Origin of the sequence: Cupriavidus sp. DL-D2 (genome assembly GCF_039710735.1) — a bacterium.
Lineage (GTDB): Bacteria > Pseudomonadota > Gammaproteobacteria > Burkholderiales > Burkholderiaceae > Cupriavidus.
In genome coordinates, this window is record NZ_JBDKXK010000018.1 from 77,461 (window position 1) to 103,599 (window position 26,139).

Genomic DNA, 26,139 nt, shown 5'->3' on the forward strand with positions numbered 1-26,139 from the left:
TCAAGTCTGTTCATTCACTCCCGTTTCACTATACTTAGCCCAGTTTTGAAACGGCACCACTAGATATAGTGGTACTTCCGGGGAGCCGGCCCTGATGTGGCGCGGGCGGCGCAGAGAGTGCGCAGCGTTCGCGTCATATTGGTCAACGGGCCGGGGTAGTGCCAGAAAGTCCCTAGCAAAGTGTTCGCAGTGCAGTTTGGTTCTCAACCGGCGACGCCGGTGCCGAGTGTCTTCTGAGGCGCATTTTGCTAGGGACTTTGTCGTCTTCTTATCAGTACTCAAAAAACACGGGGAGTTACCTCATGCAAACGGCCCAAAACGAACAGCAAACCACCGGCGTGGCCGGCATTGCCGGCGCGGCAGCCGGTACCGCGCAGCAGGGCGTCGCCGCTGCTGGCGTTTCGTATCAGGATTACAAGCTGATCCGTCGCAATGGCGCCGTGGTGTCGTTCGAGCCGAACAAGATCGCCGTGGCCATGACCAAGGCGTTCCTGGCTGTGAATGGCGGCCAGGGTGCTGCCTCTGCGCGCGTGCGCGAGATCGTCGAGCAAATGACCCAGGGCGTGGTGCGCGCACTGGTGCGCAGCCGTCCGAACGGCGGCACGTTCCATATCGAGGACGTGCAGGATCACGTGGAACTGGCGCTGATGCGCTCGGGCGAGCATGAGGTGGCCCGTGCCTATGTGCTGTACCGCGAGAAGCGTACGCAGGAACGCGCCCAGGCCAATGCCCAGGCGGTGGCGCGTGTGCAGGAAGGCGGCGTGTCGGTCAACGTGAACGACAACGGCGTGGTGCATCCGCTGGACCTGGTGGCGCTGCACGCGCTGATCGACAACGCCTGCAGCGGTCTCGGCAATGCCGTGAGCGCAGAGCCGATCCTGAAGGAAACGCTCAAGAACCTGTACGACGGCGTGCCGATGACGCAGGTCTACGACTCGGCCATCCTGGCTGCGCGTACGCTGATCGAGAAGGACCCGGCCTACAGCCAGGTTACGGCTCGTATCCTGCTGCACACGATCCGCAAGGAAATCCTGGGCGCCGAAGTGACCCAGAGCGAAATGTCGACGAAGTACGCCGAGTACTTCCCGAAGTTCATCGCACGCGGCATCGAAGCCGAACTGCTCGACGAGAAGCTGGCCACGTATGACCTGGCCCGCCTGGGCGCCGCGCTGGACGCCTCGCGCGACTTCCAGTTCAACTACCTGGGCCTGCAGACGCTGTACGACCGCTACTTCCTGCACGTGGAAGAGCAGCGCATCGAAATGCCGCAGGCGTTCTTCATGCGCGTGGCCATGGGCCTGGCGCTGGAAGAGAAGGATCGCGAAGCCCGCGCCATCGAGTTCTACCAACTGCTGTCGTCGTTCGACTTCATGTCGTCGACCCCGACGCTGTTCAACTCGGGCACGCGCCGCTCGCAGCTGTCGTCGTGCTACCTGACCACGGTGTCGGACGACCTCGAGGGCATCTACGAAGCCCTGAAGGAAAACGCGCTGCTGTCGAAGTTCGCCGGCGGCCTGGGCAACGACTGGACCAACGTGCGTGCGCTGGGCTCGCACATCAAGGGCACCAACGGCAAGAGCCAGGGCGTGGTGCCGTTCCTGAAGGTGGTCAACGACACGGCCGTGGCCGTGAACCAGGGCGGCAAGCGCAAGGGCGCGGTTTGCGCATACCTGGAGACGTGGCACCTGGATATCGAGGAATTCCTGGAGCTGCGCAAGAACACCGGCGACGACCGCCGCCGCACGCACGACATGAACACGGCCAACTGGATTCCGGATCTGTTCATGAAGCGCGTGATGGAGAACGCCGAGTGGACGCTGTTCTCGCCGTCCACCTGCCCGGACCTGCACGACAAGGTCGGCAAGGCCTTCGAGCAAGCCTACGTGGCCTACGAGGCCAAGGCCGCCAGCGGCGAGCTGAAGCTGTTCAAGAAGGTGCCGGCCATGCAGCTCTGGCGCAAGATGCTGGGCATGCTGTTCGAAACCGGCCATCCGTGGATCACGTTCAAGGACCCGTGCAACATCCGCAGCCCGCAGCAGCACGTGGGCGTGGTGCATAGCTCGAACCTCTGCACGGAAATCACGCTGAACACGAACGACAGCGAAATCGCCGTGTGCAACCTGGGTTCGGTAAACCTGGTGGCCCACCTGAAGCAGCAGGCCGACGGCACTCACGTGCTGGATCACGCCAAGCTGCAGAAGACGATCCGCACCGCGATGCGCATGCTCGACAACGTGATCGACATCAACTACTACGCGGTGGAGAAGGCGCGCAATTCGAACCTGCGCCACCGTCCGGTGGGCATGGGCATCATGGGCTTCCAGGATTGCCTGCACGTGCTGCGCACCCCGTACTCCAGCGACGCCGCGGTGAAGTTCGCCGATACGTCGATGGAAGCGGTCTGCTACTACGCGTACCACGCCTCGACCGAACTGGCCGAGGAACGCGGTCGCTACACCACGTACGAAGGCTCGCTGTGGGACCGTGGCATCCTGCCGCAAGACTCGCTGAAGCTGCTGGCCGAAGAGCGCGGCGGCTACCTGGACGTGGACATGTCGTCGTCGATGGACTGGACGTCGCTGCGTGCCCGCATCAAGCAGCACGGCATGCGCAACTCGAACTGCATCGCCATCGCCCCGACCGCCACGATCTCGAACATCATCGGCGTGTCCGCATGCATCGAGCCGACGTTCCAGAACCTGTACGTGAAGTCGAACCTGTCGGGCGAATTCACGGTGGTGAACGACTACCTCGTGCGTGACCTGAAGGCGCGCGGCCTGTGGGACGAGGTGATGGTTGCCGACCTGAAGTACTTTGACGGCTCGCTGGCCCGTATCGACCGCATTCCGCAAGATCTGCGCGACATCTACGCCACGGCGTTCGAAGTGGAACCGAGCTGGCTCGTGGAAGCGGCCAGCCGCCGCCAGAAGTGGATCGACCAGGCCCAGTCGCTGAACATCTACATGGCCGGCGCATCGGGCAAGAAGCTGGACGATACGTACAAGCAAGCCTGGCTGCGCGGCCTGAAGACGACGTACTACCTGCGTACGATGGCTGCCACGCACGTGGAGAAGTCCACTGTGTCGCGCGGCTCGCTGAACGCGGTGTCGTCGGGTTCGGACAACGGCTCGGCCATGGACGCCGCCGCTGCCGCAGCCCCGGCGATGCCCGAAGCCGAAGGCGCAGTCTGCACGATGCGCCCGGGCGACGCCGGATTCGACGAGTGCGAAGCCTGCCAGTAACAAACTGATTCACCCTCGATCTGCTCCCCTCTCCCGCTGCGCGGGAGAGGGGCCGGGGGAGAGGGCGGACGCGTCAGATGCCACGGCGTCGCGCCAGAGCCGCCCCTAAATACTGCGAATTTCCGGAGAAACACCATGCTGAGCTGGGACGACGACGTTCAAGCCACCCCGCAGGCCGCACCGCAGCCTGCCCTGCAACCTGCATCCGCCGCATCGGCCGCCGTCGACCAGCATGGCGCACTGCCGCCGGCCGCCACGGCGCCGACTGGCATCCTGGGCAACAACCCCAACGCTGCCGCCGCGCAGAGCTCGCGCCGCGTGAGTGCCGCCGACAAGCGCGTGATCAATGGCGCCACCGACGTGAACCAGCTGGTGCCGTTCAAGTACAAGTGGGCGTGGGAAAAGTACCTGGCCGGCTGCGCCAATCACTGGATGCCGCAGGAAATCAACATGTCGCGCGACATCGCCCTGTGGAAGGACCCGAACGGGCTGACCGAGGACGAGCGCCGCATCATCAGCCGCAACCTCGGTTTCTTCGTGACGGCCGATTCGCTGGCCGCCAACAACATCGTGCTGGGCACCTACCGCCAGATCACGGCGCCGGAATGCCGCCAGTACCTGCTGCGCCAGGCTTTCGAGGAAGCCATCCACACGCACGCCTACCAGTACATCGTGGAGTCGCTCGGCCTGGACGAAGCCGAGATCTTCAACGCGTACCACGAGGTGAAGTCGATCCGCGACAAGGACGAGTTCCTGATCCCGTTCATCGACACGCTGACGGACCCGTCGTTCAAGACCGGCACGCCGGAAAACGATCAGAAGCTGCTGAAGAGCCTGATCGTGTTCGCCTGCATCATGGAAGGCCTGTTCTTCTACGTGGGCTTCACGCAGATCCTGGCGATGGGCCGCCAGAACAAGATGACCGGTGCCGCCGAGCAGTACCAGTACATCCTGCGCGACGAGTCGCTGCACTGCAACTTCGGCATCGACCTGATCAACCAGATCAAGCTCGAGAATCCGCACCTGTGGACGCCCGAGTTCAAGGCCGAGATCACGGAACTGTTCAAGAAGGCCGTGGACCTGGAATACCGCTACGCCGAGGACACCATGCCGCGCGGCGTGCTGGGCCTGAACGCACCGATGTTCAAGGGTTACCTGCGCTTCATCTGCAACCGCCGCTGCCAACAGATCGGCCTGGATCAGCTCTTCCCGAACGAGGAAAACCCGTTCCCGTGGATGAGCGAGATGATCGACCTGAAGAAGGAACGCAACTTCTTCGAAACGCGCGTGATCGAGTACCAGACCGGCGGCGCGCTGTCCTGGGATTGATCGGCGCGGCGACGACGAGACGCCTCGATTGAAGGGTCGGCTGCAGCAGTACGAGAAGTCAAAAATGTAGAAACAAGTCCAGCAGCCAGGACGGGTGAGAGGCGGCCATCGGGTGAGAACCCGGTGGCCGTTTTTCTTTTTGGGGGCGATATCGGGCAACTTCACTTGATCCGATACCACCTCATCCCCCTTTTCAGAATCGGCTCAAATCGTTCGGCATTCCTCCTCCCTACGATGGCTTCCGACATCACCAAGGAGGTCGTCACGATGCAAGCTGTAGTGCTGGAAAACCTGGGGGAAGCGCCTCGCTTTGCCACATTTCGCGATCCGGTGGTTCGCGATCAGGAGGTCTTGGTACGCGTGGGTGCCGCCGCGATCCGTCCGGGCGATCTTAAGATTGCGCGGGGTCATCATCCGCGGATACCCATGGAACTGCCCCACATCTGCGGACGAGATGGCACGGGGTACATTGCCAACGGGCAGCCGGTGTACTTCCGGACCATCCGGAGTCCGTACGGGTCGATGGCAGAGTACGCGCCGGCGGATTGGACCGTGCCGATTCCGGAAGGCGTGGACATGGCAATGGCCGCCGCACTGATCGGGCCGGCAATGCGTGCCTGGCTGCCGCTGACCATGCGTGCCGACCTGGAGCCCGGCGAAACGGTGCTGGTGTTGGGCGCCTCGGGGATCATGGGGCGGCTGGCGGTGCAGGCCGCGCGCCTGCACGGCGCTGGCCGTGTGATCGTGGCGGGGCATCGTATCGACCTGCTATCGGTCACGGGGGCCGATGCGCTGATTGATCTCGGGCAATCGCCGAGCATGCTGCACTATGCATTTGCTTCGCATGTGGCGGACGGAATAGATGTCGTGCTCGACTTTGTATGGGGCGAGACCTTGGAATTGCTGCTGGCCGCGTTGATCGAGCCGGTGGGCGCCGCACACGCATCCGAGTACCGGGAGGTCCGCATCGTGTCCGTGGCAGAGCGTGGAGCGAGCAGCCTGATGATGGCGCCAACCGCGCTGCGGGATTCACGGGCCGTGTTGATGGGATCGGGGCCAGCGAATCATCCCGGTGTGGAGGACACGAGGCTGCTGGTCGAGGAAATCCTCGCTTGTATGCGCAAGGGCGACCTGCAGATGGTCGTGGATGCGATGCCGATGGTGTCGGTGGAGACCGCCTGGCAGGCCGCCCGCGACCCTGCGCGCAGGATCGTGCTGACGCTGGATTGAGGGACAGCGGGACAAAGGACCCTCAATCCAGCCTCTTGTCAGGCTGCCTTGCGCTGCTCCACCGGGGCTGCGCCTTCGGGCCGGCGTTCGCCGCCCAGGGCATCGGTGAGGTCGGTCAGCAGGCTGGCCAGTTCGCCGGCCATCAACGCGAAATCGGCGTCGAAGCGTTCGGCTTCGTCATGGAGCGTGGCGTCGGCCTGCTCCTTGATGACGTCGAGCGGGTTCACGCGCTTGACGGCCAGCGCGTCGGTCAGCACAAAGGAGACACGGTCGTTCCACGTCATGGCCAGTCGCGTGCAGCGCTTGCCGGCGGCGATGTGGCGGCGCAGGTCTTCGGGATCGAGCGGATGGCGCACATAGCGGACCGTGGCCTTGCTCTCGTTGCTCGATTGGAGCTCGATTTCCTGATCGACTGTGAAGCCGGCCGGGGCGGTCTCGGTCGCCAGCCATTCGGTCATGGCGGCAACGGGCGAGAGGTTGACCTGCAGGCCGACTACCGGCAGCGGGTCGATGGCCTTGAACAGCATGCCGCGCACTTCGTCCGCCTTGGCAGTACCGGCAGCGTCGATGGCGAGCCAGCCGTTGACGGGATCGATCCAGACGCGCGTATCGCGTCGAATGCTGAACGCCCGGGGTAGCAGCTCCTCGGTGATCTGTTCCTTGAGTTCCTTGAGTTGCTTGCGGCCGGGCTTGAAGCCTTGCTGCTCTTCGAGTTCGGCGGCGCGTGCCTTGGTGACCTGGTTCACCACGGTGGCGGGCAGCAGCTTCTTCTCGGTTCGGAGCACCAGCAGCATCTGGCGGTTGACGGTATGCACGAGTTGGTCGTTATCGCGCGGCGATGCCCAGCCCTGGGTTTGCATTTCGAGGCTGGTGCCCGGATAGAACGCGTGCTTGGCCAGGCAGGCTTCCACGTCTTCGGCGCTCAGCGTCCACGGGGCGGAGAAACGATGGATCTGGAGATTCTTGAACCACATAGGGAATTCGGCCTCGCGTACGGATTGGAAATTGGCAAGGGACGAATTCTAACGGGTCGGGGCCGCGCGGCGCGCCAAGAAAAACGCCCATTGCGCGGAGGCTTCCGCACAATGGGCGCATTCAAAGTCCCTCGGCTTGCTCAGATGTCGAGCTTCGAGATCTTGGTGCCTTCCAGGCTCAGGCCCGCCATCACGCCGGCGTTGGTCATCGCGAAACCGATGATCGGCTGCTGCGCCGTGTTGGTATCGATCTGGCCGTTGGCGCCAATCGTGGCGAGTGCCACGGTGGCATCTGCACCAACTTGCCAGCCGCTGCTGCGTACGAACTTGTCGTAGGCGTCCTGCGTCATGAACATCAGCACGAAGGCTTTGGACTGCGCGCCGATCTGCCAGCCGATCGAGCCGGAGATTGCGCGATAGTAACCACGGTTGGCGCCACCGGAGCGCAACACGCCATCGCCGTATTCGCCACCCACGATGAAGCCGGCGGACAGCAGCTTGGGGAAAATCAGGATGCCCTTGGCCTTGGCGCCCAGGTCACGCGCGCCGCTGGCGGTGGCGTAGAGGCGATTCAGCGTATCGCTGGCATTGGTATCGATTTCGCGGCGCTTGGACGCGGGATCACCCCCGTCCTTGGGGCCAGTGAAACTGCAACCCGTAAGCGACAGCGCACCGAGGGAAAGACCGGTAAGTCCGACAACACCGGCGCTGCCGGCGGACAGGAAGGTTCGACGTTTCATTATTTCCTCCAGGGGGTTCGTGTGTTGCAACCGCCTCTACAGCATAGGCGGGCAAGGCACTTCCGCAAATGCGATTTTGTCTGACACGGGGCCGGAGGGACTCTGACATGACCTCTACATACTTTCTTGCAAATTGACGGAACTTATTCAGGAACTGCATTGTTCGATGGGAGTCTTTGAGTCATGCACAAGACATATGCCCCCTCCGCAAGCGCCGCACGCCAACCCGGTCGTGTGGATTCCCAACCTGTCGCGGCTGCGATTGATGCAGTGCAGCGATGCACGCCGCGCCTGCCCAGCAGCCGTCTGGGTGCCGCCGCGGTGCCCCTGGCGGCGCTGTTTCTGGCGGCGTGTTCCTCGGCGCCTTCGGTAGAAACACCCGAAACCAAGCAGGAAGTTGCCCAGCTGAATTCTGGCTGGCAGGCCGAGCGCGCTAAATATATGGAGTGCGTCCAGGAAAAGGCGGACACGGGCGCGAAGGGTAAGGGCACCTCGCGCGACGTGGCCGCCGGTGCCCTCGATGCCTGCAAGGGTCAACTTACCGTCATGCACGACGCCTTCCAGTCCTACCTTTCCGCGCAGATGAGTTCGGCTCATGGCCAGAACAGCGCCCGCCAGGCGGCGGATCGCGTGACGACGGATACGCGCGAGAAGGCGCGCACATATCTGACGCGTTATGTGGAAGTGGAGCGCTACAAGGCGGGGCAGCGCTGAATTTCTTCTCACGCGCCGATAGAAATAGCTAACGACGATGCGACGCCCCCAAGCGTCGCATTTTTCTTTTTTTAAAGCATGGCGAGCGGCTGTGCATGGCGGGGCGGCGGAAACAGTTGATCGAGTTCTGCCCGCTGGGCCACCGTCAGCGTGATGGAGAGCGCGCCCGCGTTCTCACGCAGACGCTCGCGGTTGCCCGTCTTGGGAATGGCGATGACGTCATCCCGATCAAGCAGCCATGCCAGCGCCGCCTGCGCTGGTGTCATGCCATATGTTTGCGCGAAGTCTTTCAGGCCCGGGTTGCGCAGTAGCCGGGCCTGTTCGATGGGGGAGTACGCCATCACCAGCACGTTGCGATCGCGCAACCATGGCAGGAGGTCGAACTCGATGCCGCGCCGGCTCAGGTTGTAGAGCAACTGGTTGGCAGCCACTGCGTCGCCGCCCGGCGTATCCCAGAGTTCCTCCATATCGGCGAGGTCCAGATTGCTGACGCCGAAGTACCGGATTTTTCCGGCCTGCTGCAAGGCGAGAAATGCCTCGATGGTTTCCTCAAAGGGGATGTCACCGCGCCAGTGCAGCAGATACAGGTCGAGATGGTCGGTACCCAGCCGGCGCAGGCTGCGCTCGCACGCGGCCACCGTGCCCATGCGGCTGGCATTGTGGGGATAGACCTTGCTGACCAGGAAGGCGTCATCGCGGCGGCCGGCCAAGGCTTCACCGACCAGCGATTCCGATAGCCCTTCGCCATACATCTCGGCGGTGTCGATCAGGCGCAGACCCATGTCCAGACCGAGGCGCAGCGTGGCGATTTCCTCGGCGCGCGACTCGCGATGATCGCCGACATTCCAGGTGCCCATGCCCAATGCGGGAACGCGCTCGCCGCCGGGTAGCGTGACGTGCTTCATGCGGTGTCTCCGGTGCAGGAAGATAGACCCTCCACACTAGTGAACATCGCCTCCCGGTACAAGCCCGCCGCTTGCATGGCAGTCGTGCACCGGGCGCAGCAATCAGAGCACTGGCCGTTTCGTCCGCGATCAACCGTGCTGGTGGCGGAACTCCTGTGTCTTGCCGCCGTAGCCATAGGCCGCGGCCCGGGCGTCGATCACGTAGATATAGGACACCGGATTGACGTCGCCGATGATCTCCGACAGCGTGGCGAAGGTCTGCTTCAGGTACTCGGCTTTCTCGGCCTTGGTGTTGGTCTCGTCGGTCACGCTGATATCGAGCTGAAACGCATTGCGGCCCGTGCTGTATTCGGACAGCGGCTTGCCGCCGATGAACCATTGCTCGCGCGGCAGGAAGGTGACCGTGGTGGCAATCACCGGCGCTTCCTTGCGCAGCACGCGCTGGGTCAGTTCGCCCACTGCGGCGACAGCCTTTTGCATCAGTTCGGTGTCGGGATGACCAGAGATCTGCAGGGAAATGTGGGGCATGACAGGCTCCTTGAACGGTGATTTCCTCGGGTGCAGTGCATTGATGGAAGCGCTGCGTCGATGTCATCGTAGTGCCTGCCTTGATATCGGAAAAGCGGGAATATACGATACCATCCATCGGAATAACCGAATCGACTACGGATCGACATATCATGCGCAGTTTCGAGACCGACCAGCTCAGGACCTTTGTCGCCGTGGCCGACAGCGGCAGCCTTTCTGCCGCCGCGCCACGGTTGTTTCTTTCGCAATCCTCGGTGAGCGAGCAACTGCGCAAGCTGGAGGAACGCGCTGGCGTTTCGCTGCTCAAGCGCGGGAAGAAAGGGGCGGCACTGACTCCCGCCGGCGTGCGTTTGCTCGACTACGCCCGGCGCATCCTGACGCTCAACGAACTGGCGATGGCCGAGTTGCACGGCCAGTCGCTGGACGGCGAACTGCGGCTCGCAGTGACCGATTATTTCCGCCCCGGCGAGATCGCCGGCATGCTGCGCCGCCTGCGCGATCGCTATCCGTATCTGAAGCTGCACGTCACGGTGATGAAGAGCGCAGCCATCGACGCCGCAGCGGACATGGATGCATTCGATATCGGTCTCGGCATGCGGCTCGTTGGCAGCGGCGCCCAGTCCCGCTCCGCCGCGCGAGGCGGGGTGGTGTTGCGGCGCGAGGAACTGGCGTGGGTGGCCGCGCCCGAGGTGGCGGAGGCGGCAACGGAAACGCTGCCGCTGGTGCTGTTGCCCGATACCTGTTCGATGCATCAGTTCGTGGTGCAGCTGCTGATCCGCCGCAAGCGCACGTTCGACATTGCGCATTCGGCGTCCGGCGTGGCGGGTCTGCACCTGGCGCTGGCTGCGGGCCTGGGTGTGTCGTGCCTCAACGCGTCGGCCATCGGTCCCGGTGTGCTGCCGCTGGATGCGGCGGCCGTGGCCAAATGGAAACTGCCGGCCCTGCCATCGGCGGAGTTCTATCTGCTAGGGGCGCGGCGCGGTGAGAGCGAGTTCATTGGTCAGGCGCGCCAGGCGCTGGCGGAGCAGTTCGGCTAGCGGCCGGTATGCACGATGCTTCGCATGCGTCGCACGATGACTATATATAAGGAACAAGGCCTGCTCGAAGCGGGCCTTGTTTGCAGTTGACAGCGAGCGGCAGGCAGCGCGCGGGAAGAATTACTCGGCGCTCATGTGCGCGTTCTTCGCGATACGTCCCAGACGATCGCGCTCGGACTTGATGAACGCGACGAAGCTCTCCACCGAACCACCGGCCGGCTCGATACCGTTCTGGATCAGCCGTTCGCGGATCTCGGTGTTCTGCATGCCTGCCGTCAACTCTGCATTCAGGCGCTTGACGATGGCGGGGTCGGTCCCCTTGGGCGCGAAGATGCCCGCCCAGTGGCCGATGCGAACTTCGGGCAGGCCTTGCTCGGCCGTGGTCGGGATATTGGGTGCGGCGGGCATGTGCTTGTCCCACGTCGCGCCCAGCGCCTTGAGTTTGCCGGCCTTGATCTGCGGCAGCACCACGATCGACGCTTCCGAAGTGGCAGCCACCTGGCCGCCGATCACCGCAGTGATGCTTTCCGAACCGCTCTTGTAAGGCACCACGGTCAGGTCGGCGCCTTTCTCCTTGAGCATCTCTTCCACGAAATGCGGCGTGCTGCCGCTGCCTGCCGTGGCGAACGGTACGCCACCCTGCTTCTTCGAGTAGGCGACCAGTTCCGAGACATTGTTCACCGGCAGCGACGGCGATGCCACGATGACCGACGGACTCACCGCGATGAGTCCGACCGGCACGAGGTCGTCAGGCTGGTAGGGCATCTTCGGCCGAATCAGGCCGTTGGTGACGGTGCCCACCGCGCCGACCAGGAACGTATAGCCATCGGGCTTGCTCTTGGCCACGTAGTCCGCGCCCACCACGCCACCTGCTCCCGGACGGTTCTCGATTACCACGGGCTGGCCGATGCGCTTGCTGACGGCTTCGGCACCGGCACGCGCCACGAGGTCGTTGGCGCCGCCGGCCGTGAACGGCACGACGAACTTGATGACGTGATTCGGCCACGGGTCGGCGGCATGCGCAAGCGGAGCGAGGAGCGTGGTGGCGGCGGTAGCAGCGGCGAGTGCCAGAACCCGGACGGGTCCTTGGAGGGAATCGGTCATGCTTCAGTCTCCGGAATGTTATGTGGGTTTGAGATACCCATCCTACCGAAGGAAGCTGTCAGTTACCTGTAGCGAGTGGAGGCAGGCTGGGTCGCCTGCCTGCCGCCCCCACAGCCCCGCGATAATGCGCAGCGATGGGGGCTGGCCATCACTGCTGGCGGATCCAGCTCTGCGTGCGGCCAATCAGGCTGATGCCGATGAAGCCGCGCACGTTGAGGGTCTTGCCGTCGTCGGCCAGCGACATCTTGCACTTGTAAAGTTTGCCGGCCTCGGGATCCAGAATTTCACCGCCGGTCCATTCGTTGTCGCCGGTCTTCTTCAGTCCGGTGAGGATCGTCATGCCGATGATCGGCTGATCCTTGCGCGAGTCGGTGCACTTCTCGCAAGTGGATGGCTTGCCTTCGGTCGGCACCAGGCTCTTCACGAGCTTGCCGCTGTACACGCCATCCTTCTCGGTGATCTCGATGACGCCGCGCGGCTTGCCGGTGGTGTCGTCGATCGTGTGCCACGTGCCGGCCGGCGTGGCCTGGGCGGCGGCCATTGCGCTGGCTGCCATGGTGCCGACAAAAGTGGAAGCCAGGATGGCGGCGCGAAGCAGGGCGCGGATGTCGGTCAGGCGCATTGAAGTCTCCTTTTCAGAGTGTCAGTGTTTCGGTCGTTTAGTCGTGCAGTGTCGCAGGGTTGCAGCAAGGCGAGGAACGTTGCGTCAGGGCGTTGCCACACGCGACGCCAATCTACTGGGGGTCGGTGCGCTCCGCAATGACCCCCATCATTTGCGTACGCACCAGAGCAACCCCCGTGACATAGCCAGAGCGACTGGCAGTTGGCGGCTGTACGGGATTTTGTCGTGCAGCATATCGGGCGGGCAAGATCGTCCGAGGTATTCCTCTAGCCCTCCGTTCTTGGTGCGCTCCTGCGCCAGGTATTGGTAGGAACCCGGAGGCGCACACGCGTGTCCGCACCACGTTCGCCATCGGAGTGGATAGCGACCCACGACTGTCAGGTCAGACATCAAGAGATCGTTCGCCTGCCGTGCATCGACGATGCCGATGCGCGGTTGATGCGCTATCGATCCAATCTGCAAGCAAGCGATGCAAGCCGGAGACGGATGCGCGCGTGTGTCGACGCCTGTCGCGCATGTCGAATTCGATTCGAGTTGGTATCGATCGATGCCGATGCATGGACGCAAACACGCGTCGCAGAGACAAACCGTTGCGCTGACGCATCACTCTTTCGTCGTACTAAAGCAAACGCCGGATCGATGCGTGCGCACCGCGTCGTTGCATCGGCGCGATGTGCGAACGAGCGATTTATTTTCTTAGCGCAAGGATGTCGAAACGACGATGTCCCGGTTGGGCCAGAAGCCGCGGCGCCTCTTGCTCGACGTTGTGCGCGACAAGCGCGAGAGACATACGCATGATCCGAAAAGCCAATGTCCATGCGGTTCTCCAGCCGTTGGCTTGTGCGGGGACGTGGAGTTTCGAAGCGCATCGCGATGGTGACTGCGCACGTGTTGCACCGTGCGTGAATGTAATGCGCGCATGCTCGACGAAGACGCGTGACGACGCGTCGGACCATCATGCCGACACACGCGGATGGAACTTCGTTGATGGTGTGGCAGTCGAGATCGATGTGTGTGTCGATGGTGTTGTCATCGCAGAGCGCGCACGAAGTAGATCGATTCGATCTTGCGCGCAAGTTTTTTTGCACTTTTTTCTTAACATCATCGAGCAAACGAATTATGATTCGCCTTGACAAGAGTCTCACTTCATTGCATCGCGTGTCGTGTCACAACAAGCAAGCACAAGTAACGATGACACGATGCTCGATGACCGAGTGAATGCGGGTAGCCGAGGAGCACCAGAACTTTGACGCAGACCGAGCCGATCCGGTTTTCTACAACGCGTGCAGTGTGCTGTAGCCCAATGACGGGATGGGCGAGCTACCCTCTGATGAATGCCGTCTGCAGTGCGCGAGGCCAAGCCCGTGCTGCAGGCCTGCTGACCGATATCTCCTCTTTTCTGGCTGCGCGCCGACACGACGGACGGCGCGGGCCAATCGAATATTCCAGGGCACGGCCTGCCCCGGAGATCCGCCTGTACGCTGGCTTTGTGACCAGCGCGCGGATCTCGTGCCGCCGTGAACGAACCATGCCGCGCGGTGCGACGCGCGATGGTTTCCCTGCCACCGAATTCATTAGCGTGCGGTTAGAGAAGTGTCGTGCGCCGATGAATCGCTCGCTCGATTGGGGATCGCGTCAGACGCGCCTCGGGTCGGTCGGGTCGTCCATTTAGGTCATTCGATATTTCACGTTAGTGAAGGAGTTATCCATGGCAACTGCTGCAAAGAAAAAGCCGGCGGCTAAGAAGGCCGCCAAGCCGGCCGCCAAGAAGGCCGTCGTGAAGAAGGTCGCCGCCAAGAAGGCTGCTCCGGCCGCCAAGAAGGCAGCAACCAAGAAGGTCGCCGCCAAGAAGGTAGCAACGAAGAAGGTTGCCGCCAAGAAGGCAGCACCGGCCAAGAAGGCTGCAGTGAAGAAGGTTGCGGCCAAGAAGGTTGCAACCAAGAAGGTCGCCGCCAAGAAGGCAGCACCGGCCAAGAAGGCTGCAGTGAAGAAGGTTGCCGCCAAGAAGGCTGCACCGGCCAAGAAGGCAGCGGTCAAGAAGGTCGCCGCCAAGAAGGCAGCACCGGCCAAGAAGGCCGCAGTGAAGAAGGTTGCCGCCAAGAAGGCTGCACCGGCCAAGAAGGCTGTTGCTGCCAAGAAGCCGGCTGCCAAGAAGGCTGCTGCACCGGCCAAGAAGGCTGCTGCCAAGAAGCCCGCTGCCAAGAAGGCTGCCAAGCCTGCTGCGGCGCCTGCCGTTGCCCCTGCAGCTGCTGCAAAGACCGCGCTGAACCCGGCTGCGGCCTGGCCGTTCCCGACGGGCAACCGTCCGTAATCGCTCCGCCTCGTGCGAGCGGTCACCACAGGGAATTGCCTGGGCACGCATCGCGTGCCGCACTGACCGGATACGGCGTATCCGGTCCGCAAGACAGCAAGTCTTGCCGACCCGCCGATGGCACACGTGCCCGGCGGGTTTTTTATTTGCCGAAGCACCGGAAGCGGAAAGACAAAACGCCGCGGCCCGAGGGCACGCGGCGTCTGTTTTAGAACGGATAAGGGAATCAGTGCGTCACGCGCGTCACGCCGCCCGATGACAGCAACCTGACGCGATCGCCGGGACGGAACATCTCGTCGGCTTCCTGCGTGATGGCGCGCACGTCGCCGTCTTCCAACTGTACGGTGATTTCCAGGCCACGGCGCTGGGTGATGCGATTCTCCGCGGCGCTGCCAGCCAGTCCACCAAGCACGGCGCCCAGCAGGCCAGCCGCTACGGAACCGCCACCGCTGCCGATGGTGCTACCTGCTGCCACGCCGCCGATCGCACCGCCGGCAATGGTGCCGGCGCCGGTGGATGCCCCCTGGATCATCACCTCGCGCACGCCTTGCACGACGCCGTAGCGCACCACCTGCTCGCGCTGTGCCTGGCCCGGCGAATAGACGCTGCCGGAGTTCGAGTAGTTGGCGCAGCCACTGACCAATGCTGCCGTGGCCAGTATCGCCACGCCGCCAATTCGGAAGATCTGATTCATGGCAACTCCCGTCTGAATGCCGCGCCGTTCGTGTTTCAGGTCCGATGCGCGCGGTGCATCGTTTCCATCTTACGCGTAACGATATCCGAACGCCGATTCGAACCGGCTGCCGATCTCTTCACGCGAAATCCAGTGATTCTGCGGCCCTTGCTGAGCGATCTTGAGGGCGCCCATCAGCGAGGCGAGGCGACCCGTGGTTGGCCAGTCGAGGCCATTCTCGATGCCGTAGAGCAGACCGCCGCGGAAGGCGTCGCCGCACCCCGTGGGATCGACCACGCGTTCGGCCTGCACCGCCGGGATGGCGTGCTGCTGGCCATCTGCATAGATGGTGGCGCCACGTTCGCCGTGCGTCACGATGAACGCGCGGACCTTGGCGGCGATGTCGGCACTGGTCCATGCGGTGCGAGACAACATGACCTGCGCTTCGTAGTCATTGACCGTCACGTAGCTGGCGAGTTCAATGAACTGCCGGAGGTCCTCGCCGTTGAACAGCGGCATGCCCTGTCCCAGGTCGAAGATGAATGGGATACCTTCCTCGGCGAACTGGCGTGCGTGGTGCAGCATGCCCTCGCGGCTGTCCGGGGCGACGATGCCCAGTGCCGGACGCTGGCCCGACTTCACGGTGTCCCGCACGCTGTTGAGCGCCGACTGGTTCATCGCACCCGGGTGGAAAGCGGTGATCTGGTTGTTCTCCAGATCGGTGGTGATCATGGCCTGCGCGGTGAAGGTATCGGGCAGCGTACGGATGTGGTCCGTGCCGATGCCGAGGTCGCGGAAGTGATCCAGGTACGGGCCGGCATCCTGGCCTACCGTGGCCATCACGACCGGATCGCCGCCGAGCATCTTCAGTGTGAACGCGATGTTGCCGGCGCAGCCGCCGTACTCGCGACGCATGCCCGGCACCAGGAAGGAGACGTTCAGCATGTGAATCTGATCCGGGAGAATGTGTTCGCGAAAGCGCCCGTCGAACGTCATGATGGTGTCGTAGGCAACGGAGCCGCAGATCAGGCTGGACATTTCTTCTCCAAGTGGCCCGCGCACTCAGGGCCGTAACAAGTAAATTAAATAATTCCGCCCGTGCATGACGGGCGGATGGGTAACAATCGATTGTGTCCTACCGCACAGATTTACTTGAGCGCGGCCAGGGCAGCATCGTAGTTGGGTTCCTGCTTGATTTCGGCAACCAGTTCGCTGAACTTGACCGTATCGTTCTCATCCACCACCACGACGGCACGTGCGCATACGCCGGCCAGCGGGCCCGACTTGATGTCCACGCCGTAGGCGTTCTTGAACTCCGCGCCGCGCATCGTCGACAGCGTGACCACATTGGCCAGGCCTTCGGCGGTGCAGAAGCGGCCCATGGCAAACGGCAGGTCGGCCGATACCGTCAGTACTACGGTGTTGGTCAGGTTGCTGGCGGCTTCGTTGAACTTGCGCGCCGATGCCTGGCACACGGGCGTGTCCAGGCTCGGGACGATGTTCAGCACCTTGCGCTTGCCGGCGAAATCGGCAAGCGTCACATCCTTCAGATCCTTGCCAACCAGCGAGAAGGCCGGGGCCTTGTCGCCAGCCTGGGGAAACTTGCCGCCAACTTCAATGGCGTTGCCGCCGAGGGTCACGTTGCTCATGGTGCGTTCTCCTGATGGAATGGATGAAATACGGCCCGCCGGTCCAGTACATTGCCGGCCGGCGTGGCGGGGGCGATGGAAAATCAGGGGTAGAAGATCAGCACACGGTAGTTAGCTGCCGCCTGCTGCGTCCGGAATCGTACCCGAACCGGTAGCTCGCTGCCCGCGCGCAGACCCGTTGCGGCAAAGCCGCGCTGTGCCGCCTCCAGATACTCGGCAGGCTGCAGCACACGGCGCAGCAGTAGCTGGTCCTGCAGATCCGTCATAACGAGTTCGATAGCGGGCAGGGCCGTGGTCGCACGCCCTTGATTGCGCAGCGTGACGGCCAGCTGGTAGGCGTCGGTGCCTTCGTCCTGCTTCTGCAACTGGGAGCTTTCAATGCGTAGCGATTCAAGGTCACGCCACGGCGGCACCTCGCAACCGAGCGGCGCGCAGGCGGCTTCGAGCAATGGCCGCAACATCGGTACGCTACCGGCAAGATACGATCGTGTGAGATAGGTAGTCTGCGCAATTGCGCCGATCGCCAACACGACGACCGCAGCGACCTTCCAGCCACGCGTGTTCTTCGGTCGCGACACGGTCCTGGCCGGCGTGCGAGCTTGTTCGCGCCCGCGCGTATGGCGAAGGAAGTCGGGCGCGAAGCCCGGGCCCGACGGGTTTGATGACGGCGCAGAAGCGTCCGGACGCAGCCAGTGGCGCGTGGTGGTTTCGCGTGCTACGGCATCGGGCGTGCCATCGCGCAGGGTAACGCCGAGATCGTGCTCGATGACATCCTTGGCCTGTGCTGCCCACGCCTCGGCTTCGGGATCGGTCGGATCTGCCACGCGAAGAAAGCCGCTGGCACTGGGCACGACGTCCATGGGAGCAGGCGGCGGGGGCGCATCTGGCGGGGATATCCCATCGATGGTCAGGTCCGGCACCGATGTTGGCGCCGGCACCGATTGCGACGCGTGGGGCGCGTGAGGCGCTTCCGCTGGAAACAGCGCGGGCCAGCTTGCCTTGGCGCTATAGGCGCCCGATGGTGGCTGGGTCGATGGATTCTGCGGAGCGAATGCGGCTGCCGGGTCCAGTGACGAATGCGAACCTGGCGAACTCGGCGAACTTTGCGGGCTCGTCGCTTCAGGTGCGGCGCTGGGAGACTCGTCGTCGTCGAACGTCCCATGGTCCAGAATCGGCCACGGCACCGGCGGTGCGCTGCGGGGCGCGTAGAGATCGTCGGCGTCGGGGACCGAAGCCTCGGTTTCGTCGGGGTCCGATGGTCGCTCAGGTTCAGGTTCTGGTTCTGCTTCCGGTTCCGGTTCCGGCGAAGGCACAGGTGCAGGTTCGCCCTCCGGCTCACCTTCCGACTCCGTCTCCAGCCGGTCTTCCGTCGCCGGTTGTTCATCAGCGGGCGGCGTGACCTCGGGTTCCGACATCATCGTCGTCGGCGAGTCGAGCGCGGGCACTTCGTAGCCGGGATCGAAGCCGGGGTCGAACGGTGCTTCCTGTTCGCGGGCCCGCACGCTGTCCTGCATCCGCTCCGCGTGCGCCAGCGCGGCAGCCATCGTCACGGCTGAGGCTGTTGCGGTGGCGGGTGCGGTGTCAGGTGCTGCAGGGTTCGCAGGCGAAGTTGGGGACGGGGGCGTCGGTGCTGCGCCGGGCGTGCGCACGGGCACCTCGATCAGGTGTTCGCGCGCGTCGAAGACGGTGTCGCATTGTCCGCAGCGCACCAGGCCCTGGCGCAGCCGCAACTGGTCCGCGACAAGCCGGAACGCGGTGCGGCAGGCCGGACAGCGCGTAACGAGCTTGGCAGCAGCCATAGTGAAGGATCAGGATTGTTGGGGGATGTTTGCCGGACGCGTGCCGTGCAGGCACACCCAGCCTTCCTCGCTGCGCCATACCGACATGGCGATCCACGGCGCGTAGGACGCGGCCACTTCGTCGGCTTGCCGTTCCAGCACGCCGGACAGGATCAACCGCCCGCCCGGACGCACGCGTGCGCTGAGCATCGCGGCCATCAGCTTGAGCGGGTTGGACAGGATATTTGCCACCACCAGATCGTGCGTGGCTTCGGACACCGCTTCCGGCAGCGCAAAGCTGGCTTCCACGCGGTTGCGTTCGGCGTTATAGCGCGACGCGTCCACGGCATTCGGATCGATGTCGATGCCCACCGTATCGCCGGCACCGAGCTTCTTCGCCACGATGGCCAGGATGCCCGAGCCGCAGCCGTAGTCGAGCACGGTCTCGCCTGCCCGCACGTTCTGCTCCAGCCATTGCATGCACAAGCGCGTGGTCGGGTGGCTGCCCGTGCCAAACGCCAGGCCCGGATCGAGTTCCAGGATGACAGCGTCGGGGTCGGGCGCATCGTGCCAGGACGGCACGACCCAGATCTTCTCACCAATGCGGATCGGTTCGAATTGCGACTGGGTCAGACGCACCCAGTCCTGGTCTTCCACGGCGCGCAGCGTGAACGCCGGCACTGGGTCGACTCCGAGCTGATTCGCAGCTGCCGTGACCACCAGTGCGGGATCGGTCTCTTCGTCGAAGAGCGCCACCACGCGCGAACGGTTCCAGGCGAGCCGCGTCGGCTCCATCCCGGGCTCTCCGAAGAGCGGTTGCTCGTCGGGCGTATCGGCATCGGCGTCTTCCACCGAGACCGACAACGCGCCGAGGTCGAACAATGCGTCGGACCAGACTTCAGCCTGTTCCTGCGCAATTTCGATCACACATTCCTGGAAAGCCACGGGATTCCTTTTCTACTGCAGGGCCGGCCCGCAGGCCACGCGTCAGGGTTTGCCGCCCGACGCGTTGGCCTTCTGGGCCAGGCGGTGTTCAAGATAATGGATGCTGGTGCCGCCTTCCACGAAGTTGGCGTCGAGCATCAGTTCGCGGTGCAGCGGCACGTTGGTCAGGATGCCGTCCACCACCATCTCCGACAGCGCAATGCGCATGCGGGCGATGGCCTGGTCACGCGTGGCGCCGTACGTGATGATCTTGCCGATCATCGAATCGTAATTGGGCGGCACGAAGTAGCCATCATACGCGTGCGAGTCCACACGGACGCCAGGACCGCCGGGCATGTGCCAGGCAGTGATGCGGCCCGGCGACGGCGTGAACTTGAACGGGTCCTCGGCGTTGATGCGGCACTCGATGGCGTGGCCGGTCAGCTGCACGTCCTTCTGGCGGAAGCGCAGCTTCTCGCCAAAGGCGATGCGGATCTGTTCCTGCACGATGTCGATGCCCGTGATCATCTCGGTGACCGGGTGCTCGACCTGGACGCGCGTGTTCATTTCGATGAAATAGAACTCGTTGTTTTCGTACAGGAATTCGAACGTGCCGGCGCCACGGTAGCCGATCTTCTTGCAGGCTTCGGCGCAGCGATCGCCAATGCGTTCGATCAGGCGGCGCGGAATGTGCGGAGCCGGCGCTTCCTCGATCACCTTCTGGTGGCGGCGCTGCATCGAGCAGTCGCGTTCGCCCAGCCAGATGGCTTGCTTGTGCTGGTCGGCCAGGATCTGGATTTCCACATGGCGCGGGTTCTCGAGGAACTTCTCCATGTAGACCTCGGGATTGCCGAAGGCACGGCCGGCTTCTTCGCGCGTCATGTTGACGGCGTTGATCAGCGCAGCTTCCGTATGGACCACGCGCATGCCGCGACCACCGCCGCCACCGGCAGCCTTGATGATCACGGGGTAGCCCACGCGGCGCGCGGTGGCCAGGATTTCCTTGGGGTCGTCGGGCAGGGCGCCTTCGGAGCCCGGCACGCACGGCACGCCGGACTTGATCATGGCCTGCTTGGCCGACACCTTGTCACCCATCAGGCGGATGCTGTCGGCGGTCGGGCCGATGAAGACGAAGCCGGATTTCTCCACACGCTCGGCGAAGTCGGCGTTCTCGGAGAGAAAGCCGTAGCCCGGGTGGATCGCCTGGGCGTCGGTGACTTCGGCGGCCGAAATGATGGCCGGCATGTTCAGGTACGACAGCGGCGAAGGGGCCGGGCCGATACAGACGGCTTCGTCGGCCAGCTTCACGTACTTGGCTTCCTTGTCGGCTTCCGAGTACACCACCACGGTCTTGATACCCAGCTCGCGGCAGGCGCGCTGGATGCGAAGGGCGATTTCGCCACGGTTCGCGATCAGAATTTTTTCAAACATGGTCTCTCTCTGCGAGATCAGGGGCGGGCCCGGGCATACCTTGAAGGCGCCTCGGGCCGACGCTGACGGCCGGGAAACGTATCCGCGCGGCCGTCCACTGCAACCGGTCCGGGCCGGTTTAGCCGATCACGAACAGCGGCTGGCCGTATTCCACGGCCTGGCCGTTCTCGACGAGGATTTCCTTGATCACGCCGGCCTTGTCGCACTCGATTTCGTTGAGCAGCTTCATGGCTTCGATGATGCAGACGGTCTGGCCTTCCTTGACGGTATCGCCCACGTTCACGAACGGCGCGGCACCCGGCGACGGTGCGCGGTAGAACGAGCCCACCATTGGCGACGTCACGATGTGGCCGGCGGGTGCCTGCGGTGCGGCTTCGGCGGCAACTGGCGCGGCAGCGGCCGGTGCGGCGGCTGCAGCCGGCAGCGCCTGCATCTGCGGCATGGCCATCGGGGCGGCCACGACCTGCGGGGGTTGCTTGACGATGCGTACCTTGCCTTCGCCCTCGGTCACTTCGAGTTCCGAAATACCGGATTCGGCCACCAGGTCGATCAGCGTCTTCAGCTTGCGCAGGTCCATCTTCTTATCCTCCAGAATCGGGTTGCCCGGCCATCCTCCTGCAAACAGCAGGGAGTGCCGGCGTTGAGTCATTGATAGGCCAGCCACGCTGCGCGTGGCGGCCCCGGTTGTCTCTGTATCTATATAGGGAGCGAACTAGCTGCCCGGTGTTGCCTGTTCCTGCGCCAGCGCATATTCCAGCGCGAGCAGATAGCCTTGCCAGCCCAGTCCGCAGATCACGCCGACAGCCTGGTCGGAGAAATACGAATGATGGCGGAACGGCTCGCGGCGATGCACGTTGGACAGGTGGACCTCGACGAACGGGATCGCCACGCCAGCCAGCGCATCCCGCAGGGCCACACTGGTATGCGTGTATGCAGCGGGATTGATGACGATGAAGTCCACGCCTTCGCCACGCGCAGCCTGCACGCGATCCACGAGCGCACCTTCATGGTTGGACTGAAACGTATCCAGTTCGATACCCGTCTCGGCAGCCCGATTGCGCAGCGCTGCGTCGATATCTGCCAGTGTCGTGTGCCCGTACGTCTGTGGCTCACGGGTGCCCAGCAAGTTAAGGTTTGGTCCATGCAGGACCAGCACCTTGCGGTAGCGGGCGGAGCGGTTGACGGTAAGGGAAGTGGACACTGCGGCTCGACCAGTTCAACGAAATTGCGCGGAGATTACCGTAGCTTAGAGGGATTTGTCTAGCGTGGGATACAAGAGGCGTGTCGATTTCCAAGCACACGCCGCCGATCACGGGGCGTTCTCGGCACAAATCAGCAATTTCTCGTTGATCGGCTGTGAGTTGGTGGCAGATCGGCGACTTTAGCGTGTAGTTCGGATGCAGATGTATCAAAAAGGAACCGCCTCCTGCTCACCACGCCCGACTCTGTCACTCCCTCGCCTCACGCTGCCTCAAGCGCCTGGTAATTCCTTGCGGAGTTCCTCGGCATGAACACGTCCCATCTTGCGGTACTTCACGGCACCGTCAGGCGTGATGACCACGGTGTACGGCAAGCCACCCTGGGCGTTGCCGAACTGCTTGGCAAGCTCGGTGCCAGAGAAGCCGGCCACCGCGAGCGGGTACTTGACCGGCACCTTTTTGAGGAATTCCTGAATATTGGTGGCGGAATCGATACCAATGCCGACAAATTCCACGTTGCGTGCCGCGTACTCGCCGTGCAGCGCGGTTAGTTCCGGCATTTCCTCGACGCAAGGGCCGCACCACGGGGCCCAGAAATTCACGACCAGCGTCTTGCCACGCAATGCCGACAGATCGAGTGCCGTACCCGATGGATCGGGCATCTTTGCTTGAAAAAGCGATTCCACGGCCGTATCGGATGCTGGCTTCGGCGACATGACGAAATGCGCGGCGAGTGCACCCGCAACAGCGGCCACGATCGCCAGGACAATCCAGACGGCGACAGGCGTTCGGCGGGAGGAGGGCGAGGAGGTTGCAGTCATAGTGTCTATATAGATAGTAGTTACCGGGCAGTCGGTAATCGGCAGTGCGGGTCAGCTATCCGCCGCGGCCTTGTCGATCAGGGCACGCACCGCGTTGGCATCGGCACGGGGTACGCGCCCGGTGGCGTCGGCGCGCAGTGCGCCGCGTTCATCGTCCGCATCGTACAGCGCAATGTGGATGCCCACCGGCGCACCCAGTGCCTCGCGCACCTCCCCGGCCAGCAAACGGGTCTCGCGTGACGCCGGCCATTGCCCGCGCCACAGGAAGCTCAACGTCTCCACATCGCCCTTGCCGGCGAAGTGGCGCGATTCGCTGGTGTCGAAGTCGACCGAGGCATTGAGCAGGTGCAGCGCAACGTCCTTGGGGCTGTCGCAGAAACACTGGATATAGACATCGGAGTGTTCGGTGGCGGTGCCGTTGAGGACAGCACCCGCCAGATAGGGGCGGAATGGCGACAGATCGTCCATGGCGAGCACGGCCAGCCGGCGCAGCAGCGCCAGAATGCGGGGTTGGTTTTCACCCTGGAATAGCGCCTGGTAAGCGCGTACTTCTTCCTCGATCATCACGTTGTCAGGCAGCCATTCGCCGGCCACGCGCACGTCGCCCAGCAATTGGCGGGCAGCCTTGCGCTTGGCCGTGGCGTAGTCGGCGCCGTCTTCGGCGATCATGCGGGCAGCGGCCTGGGCGATTTCCTCGCGCAGGCGGGCGGGGTCGGAGGGCATACGTCGGGACATGGCCCGATGATACCCGCATGGCTGCCACGCTGACTGCGCGCAACCCCGGTTGCGGCCAGCCGCCGCAGGCCCGGGAACCCGGGGCATGCAGGTACAATCAGACCCTTCTTTGCTCCCGGCGGCAGTCGCCGCTGCGGATCCACGCATTTTCTGAAGCTTCCGAAGCATCTCCATGCATATTCACATCCTTGGCATCTGCGGTACGTTCATGGGCGGCCTGGCCGTGCTGGCCCGTCAGGCGGGACACCGCGTGACAGGCTGCGACGCCAACGTCTATCCGCCCATGAGCACCCAGCTCGAAGCCCAGGGCATCGACCTGATCGAAGGCTTTGATCCGGAGCAACTGTCGCTGGAACCGGACCTGTTCGTGATCGGCAATGTGGTGTCGCGCGGCAATCCGCTGATGGAAGCCATCCTCGATCGCAACCTGCCGTATGTGTCGGGCCCCCAGTGGCTGGGCGAGCACGTGCTGAACGGCAAGTGGACGCTGGCCGTGGCGGGCACGCACGGCAAGACCACCACCACGTCGATGCTGGCCTGGGTGCTGGAGGATGCCGGCTATAACCCGGGCTTCCTGGTGGGTGGGGTGCCCCAGAACTTCGGTATCTCGGCCCGGCTGACGGACTCCGATTTCTTCGTCATCGAGGCCGACGAGTACGACACGGCCTTTTTCGACAAACGGAGCAAGTTCGTTCACTACCGTCCCCGCACGGCCATCCTGAACAACCTGGAATTCGATCACGCCGACATCTTTCCCGATCTGGCCGCCATCGAGACGCAGTTCCACCACCTCGTGCGCACTGTGCCCGGCCAGGGCCGCGTGATCGTCAATGGCGTGGAACCCGCGCTGGCCCGTGTGCTGGAGCGCGGCTGCTGGAGCGAGGTGGAGCAGTTCGGCGTGGGCGACTGGCGCGAAGGCGATGCCAAGGCGCCTGCACCGACCGGCAAGGATGCGTTCGATGTGTTCTTCCACGACGAACTGGTCGGCACCGTGGTCTGGGACCTCCAGGGCACCCACAACCGCATGAACGCCATCGCGGCAATTGCTGCCGCCCGCCATGTCGGCGTGCCGCCCGCGCAGGCCATCGAATCGCTGGGCCGCTTCGCCAACGTCAAGCGCCGCATGGAAGTCCGGGGTGTCGCCCATGGCGTGACCGTCTATGACGATTTCGCGCATCACCCCACGGCGATCCAGACCACGCTCGACGGCCTGCGCCGCCGCGTGGGCAGCGCCCGCATCCTGGCCGTGCTCGAACCGCGCTCCAATACGATGAAGCTCGGCGTCATGGCCGCGCAACTGCCCGCCAGCCTGGAAGCCGCCGATCTCGTGTTTGGATATGGCGCGCCATCGGGCAAGGACGCGCTGGGCTGGAACCTGGGCGATGCGCTCGCGCCGCTGGGCGACAAGGCTCGCGCCTTCCAGGATCTGCCGACGCTGGTCGAGGCCGTGCGTGCCGCGGCGCGGCCGGGCGATCAGGTGCTGGTGATGAGCAACGGCGGGTTTGGCGGCGTGCATCAGAAGCTGCTCGATGCGATCGGCGCGGCCAACGCCGGCACCGACAACGCATAAGAGGCGAGAGCAAAGATGCTGCTGTACCTGCACGGCTTCCGTTCCTCGCCGCAATCGATGAAGTCCCGGCTCGTCCAGGAGCGAATGCGTAAGTGGGGCTTGGAGAAATACTTCGCCTGCCCCGTGCTCAACGTTTCGCCATCGCAGGCGATTGCTCAGGCGGAAGCTGCGATTCGCGGCGCGCGGGCCGGCGGCGAGACCGATATCGCCATCGTCGGCTCGTCGCTCGGTGGTTTCTACGCGCGCTGGCTGGCCGAGCAGCATGGCTGCCGCGCCGTGCTGCTGAATCCCGCCATCCACCCGTGGACTGACCTGGAAAAGTACCTGGGCGAGCAGCCGCTCTACCACGGCGGCGGCTCGGTGACGGTCAAGCGCGAGCATCTGCAGGAATTGCTCGACCTGCGGGTGGACATCATCACCCAGCCCGAGCGCTACTACCTGCTGGCGGCGACCGGTGACGAAGTGCTCGACTATCGCGAGATGGTCGAAGCCTGCCCGGGTGCGCGTATCAAGATCATCGAAGGCAGCGACCACGGTATCTCGGAATTCGACGAGTACGTCGACGACGTGCTGGCGTTCTGCGGCTACACACCCGACGGACGCCTGCACGCATGACGGTCGGC

Annotated in this window: 24 protein-coding genes; 8 read left to right on the forward strand and 16 right to left on the reverse strand. The window is 63.6% G+C overall.

Features of this window, described 5'->3' with window-relative positions; translation table 11 throughout:
* Nucleotides 1-302 precede the first annotated feature (302 nt).
* From ABDB81_RS12555 to ABDB81_RS12565, 3 genes are all read left to right on the forward strand, one after another.
* Nucleotides 303-3,242: a ribonucleoside-diphosphate reductase subunit alpha gene (locus tag ABDB81_RS12555; protein WP_137923340.1), complete on the forward strand. Its 2,940-nt coding sequence runs from the start codon at nt 303-305 to the stop codon at nt 3,240-3,242.
* A 135-nt stretch (nt 3,243-3,377) separates the two neighbouring features.
* A complete protein-coding gene (locus tag ABDB81_RS12560) occupies nt 3,378-4,571 on the forward strand; it encodes a ribonucleotide-diphosphate reductase subunit beta (RefSeq protein WP_137923339.1) in 1,194 nt (397 codons plus the stop codon).
* Nucleotides 4,572-4,997: 426 nt separating this feature from the next.
* A complete protein-coding gene (locus ABDB81_RS12565; RefSeq protein ID WP_249359057.1) occupies nt 4,998-5,801 on the forward strand; it encodes a zinc-binding alcohol dehydrogenase family protein in 804 nt (267 codons plus the stop codon).
* A gap of 38 nt (nt 5,802-5,839) precedes the next feature.
* Here ABDB81_RS12565 and ABDB81_RS12570 read toward each other — a convergent pair whose 3' ends face one another.
* The gene (locus tag ABDB81_RS12570; RefSeq protein ID WP_346811356.1) at nt 5,840-6,775 is read right to left on the reverse strand and encodes a recombination-associated protein RdgC; all 936 of its coding nucleotides are present in this window, start codon (nt 6,773-6,775) and stop codon (nt 5,840-5,842) included.
* Nucleotides 6,776-6,915: 140 nt separating this feature from the next.
* The gene (locus tag ABDB81_RS12575; protein ID WP_137923336.1) at nt 6,916-7,515 is read right to left on the reverse strand and encodes a YSC84-related protein; all 600 of its coding nucleotides are present in this window, start codon (nt 7,513-7,515) and stop codon (nt 6,916-6,918) included.
* A gap of 183 nt (nt 7,516-7,698) precedes the next feature.
* On the opposite strand from ABDB81_RS12575, the gene ABDB81_RS12580 reads away from it, so the two are divergent.
* Entirely contained in the window at nt 7,699-8,229 is a 531-nt protein-coding gene (locus ABDB81_RS12580) for a hypothetical protein (RefSeq protein ID WP_346811358.1), read from the forward strand.
* A 71-nt stretch (nt 8,230-8,300) separates the two neighbouring features.
* On the opposite strand, the gene ABDB81_RS12585 is transcribed toward ABDB81_RS12580, so the two are convergent.
* Together ABDB81_RS12585 and ABDB81_RS12590 are read right to left on the reverse strand one after the other, a co-directional pair.
* Complete coding sequence (locus ABDB81_RS12585; RefSeq protein ID WP_346811360.1) at nt 8,301-9,134, reverse strand: aldo/keto reductase; 834 nt, start codon at nt 9,132-9,134, stop codon at nt 8,301-8,303.
* Nucleotides 9,135-9,263: 129 nt separating this feature from the next.
* A complete protein-coding gene (locus ABDB81_RS12590) occupies nt 9,264-9,662 on the reverse strand; it encodes a 4-oxalocrotonate tautomerase (protein ID WP_137923334.1) in 399 nt (132 codons plus the stop codon).
* Nucleotides 9,663-9,814: 152 nt separating this feature from the next.
* Here ABDB81_RS12590 and ABDB81_RS12595 point away from each other — a divergent pair, with 152 nt between their 5' ends.
* On the forward strand, nt 9,815-10,699 hold the full coding sequence (locus ABDB81_RS12595) for a LysR family transcriptional regulator (protein ID WP_346811362.1): 885 nt from the start codon (nt 9,815-9,817) through the stop codon (nt 10,697-10,699).
* 120 nt (nt 10,700-10,819) lie between these two features.
* Here ABDB81_RS12595 and ABDB81_RS12600 read toward each other — a convergent pair whose 3' ends face one another.
* Both ABDB81_RS12600 and ABDB81_RS12605 read right to left on the reverse strand, forming a co-directional pair.
* Nucleotides 10,820-11,803 (reverse strand): tripartite tricarboxylate transporter substrate binding protein, encoded by a 984-nt coding sequence (locus ABDB81_RS12600; RefSeq protein WP_137923332.1) that lies wholly within the window; start codon nt 11,801-11,803, stop codon nt 10,820-10,822.
* Nucleotides 11,804-11,951: 148 nt separating this feature from the next.
* A complete protein-coding gene (locus ABDB81_RS12605; protein ID WP_137923331.1) occupies nt 11,952-12,425 on the reverse strand; it encodes a DUF2147 domain-containing protein in 474 nt (157 codons plus the stop codon).
* Nucleotides 12,426-14,133: 1,708 nt separating this feature from the next.
* Here ABDB81_RS12605 and ABDB81_RS12610 point away from each other — a divergent pair.
* Nucleotides 14,134-14,736 (forward strand): histone H1-like DNA-binding protein, encoded by a 603-nt coding sequence (locus ABDB81_RS12610; protein ID WP_160472967.1) that lies wholly within the window; start codon nt 14,134-14,136, stop codon nt 14,734-14,736.
* A 226-nt stretch (nt 14,737-14,962) separates the two neighbouring features.
* Here the strand turns inward: ABDB81_RS12610 and ABDB81_RS12615 are convergent, their stop codons facing one another.
* The 10 genes from ABDB81_RS12615 to ABDB81_RS12660 form a co-directional block, all read right to left on the reverse strand.
* Complete coding sequence (locus tag ABDB81_RS12615) at nt 14,963-15,430, reverse strand: hypothetical protein (protein ID WP_137923327.1); 468 nt, start codon at nt 15,428-15,430, stop codon at nt 14,963-14,965.
* 69 nt (nt 15,431-15,499) lie between these two features.
* Complete coding sequence (locus tag ABDB81_RS12620) at nt 15,500-16,447, reverse strand: carbohydrate kinase family protein (RefSeq protein WP_137923326.1); 948 nt, start codon at nt 16,445-16,447, stop codon at nt 15,500-15,502.
* Between the two features lie 110 nt (nt 16,448-16,557).
* On the reverse strand, nt 16,558-17,058 hold the full coding sequence (gene tpx, locus ABDB81_RS12625) for a thiol peroxidase (protein ID WP_137923325.1): 501 nt from the start codon (nt 17,056-17,058) through the stop codon (nt 16,558-16,560).
* Nucleotides 17,059-17,141: 83 nt separating this feature from the next.
* Nucleotides 17,142-18,857, reverse strand: a complete 1,716-nt coding sequence (locus ABDB81_RS12630; protein WP_346811365.1) for a DUF3426 domain-containing protein — start codon at nt 18,855-18,857, stop codon at nt 17,142-17,144.
* Between the two features lie 9 nt (nt 18,858-18,866).
* Nucleotides 18,867-19,781: a 50S ribosomal protein L11 methyltransferase gene (gene prmA / locus ABDB81_RS12635; protein WP_346811367.1), complete on the reverse strand. Its 915-nt coding sequence runs from the start codon at nt 19,779-19,781 to the stop codon at nt 18,867-18,869.
* Nucleotides 19,782-19,823: 42 nt separating this feature from the next.
* The gene (accC, locus tag ABDB81_RS12640) at nt 19,824-21,191 is read right to left on the reverse strand and encodes an acetyl-CoA carboxylase biotin carboxylase subunit (RefSeq protein ID WP_137923322.1); all 1,368 of its coding nucleotides are present in this window, start codon (nt 21,189-21,191) and stop codon (nt 19,824-19,826) included.
* Nucleotides 21,192-21,309: 118 nt separating this feature from the next.
* Nucleotides 21,310-21,768, reverse strand: coding sequence for an acetyl-CoA carboxylase biotin carboxyl carrier protein (gene accB / locus ABDB81_RS12645; protein ID WP_137923321.1), 459 nt, complete (start codon nt 21,766-21,768; stop codon nt 21,310-21,312).
* A gap of 135 nt (nt 21,769-21,903) precedes the next feature.
* Nucleotides 21,904-22,392: a type II 3-dehydroquinate dehydratase gene (gene aroQ / locus ABDB81_RS12650; protein WP_137923320.1), complete on the reverse strand. Its 489-nt coding sequence runs from the start codon at nt 22,390-22,392 to the stop codon at nt 21,904-21,906.
* 270 nt (nt 22,393-22,662) lie between these two features.
* Nucleotides 22,663-23,211 (reverse strand): TlpA disulfide reductase family protein, encoded by a 549-nt coding sequence (locus tag ABDB81_RS12655; RefSeq protein ID WP_137923319.1) that lies wholly within the window; start codon nt 23,209-23,211, stop codon nt 22,663-22,665.
* A gap of 51 nt (nt 23,212-23,262) precedes the next feature.
* Nucleotides 23,263-23,946, reverse strand: a complete 684-nt coding sequence (locus tag ABDB81_RS12660) for a UDP-N-acetylmuramate--alanine ligase (protein ID WP_137923318.1) — start codon at nt 23,944-23,946, stop codon at nt 23,263-23,265.
* 172 nt (nt 23,947-24,118) lie between these two features.
* Here ABDB81_RS12660 and mpl point away from each other — a divergent pair, with 172 nt between their 5' ends.
* Nucleotides 24,119-25,516, forward strand: coding sequence for a UDP-N-acetylmuramate:L-alanyl-gamma-D-glutamyl-meso-diaminopimelate ligase (gene mpl, locus ABDB81_RS12665; protein ID WP_160472965.1), 1,398 nt, complete (start codon nt 24,119-24,121; stop codon nt 25,514-25,516).
* A 15-nt stretch (nt 25,517-25,531) separates the two neighbouring features.
* Nucleotides 25,532-26,131: a YqiA/YcfP family alpha/beta fold hydrolase gene (locus ABDB81_RS12670; RefSeq protein ID WP_137923316.1), complete on the forward strand. Its 600-nt coding sequence runs from the start codon at nt 25,532-25,534 to the stop codon at nt 26,129-26,131.
* Nucleotides 26,132-26,139 lie beyond the last annotated feature (8 nt).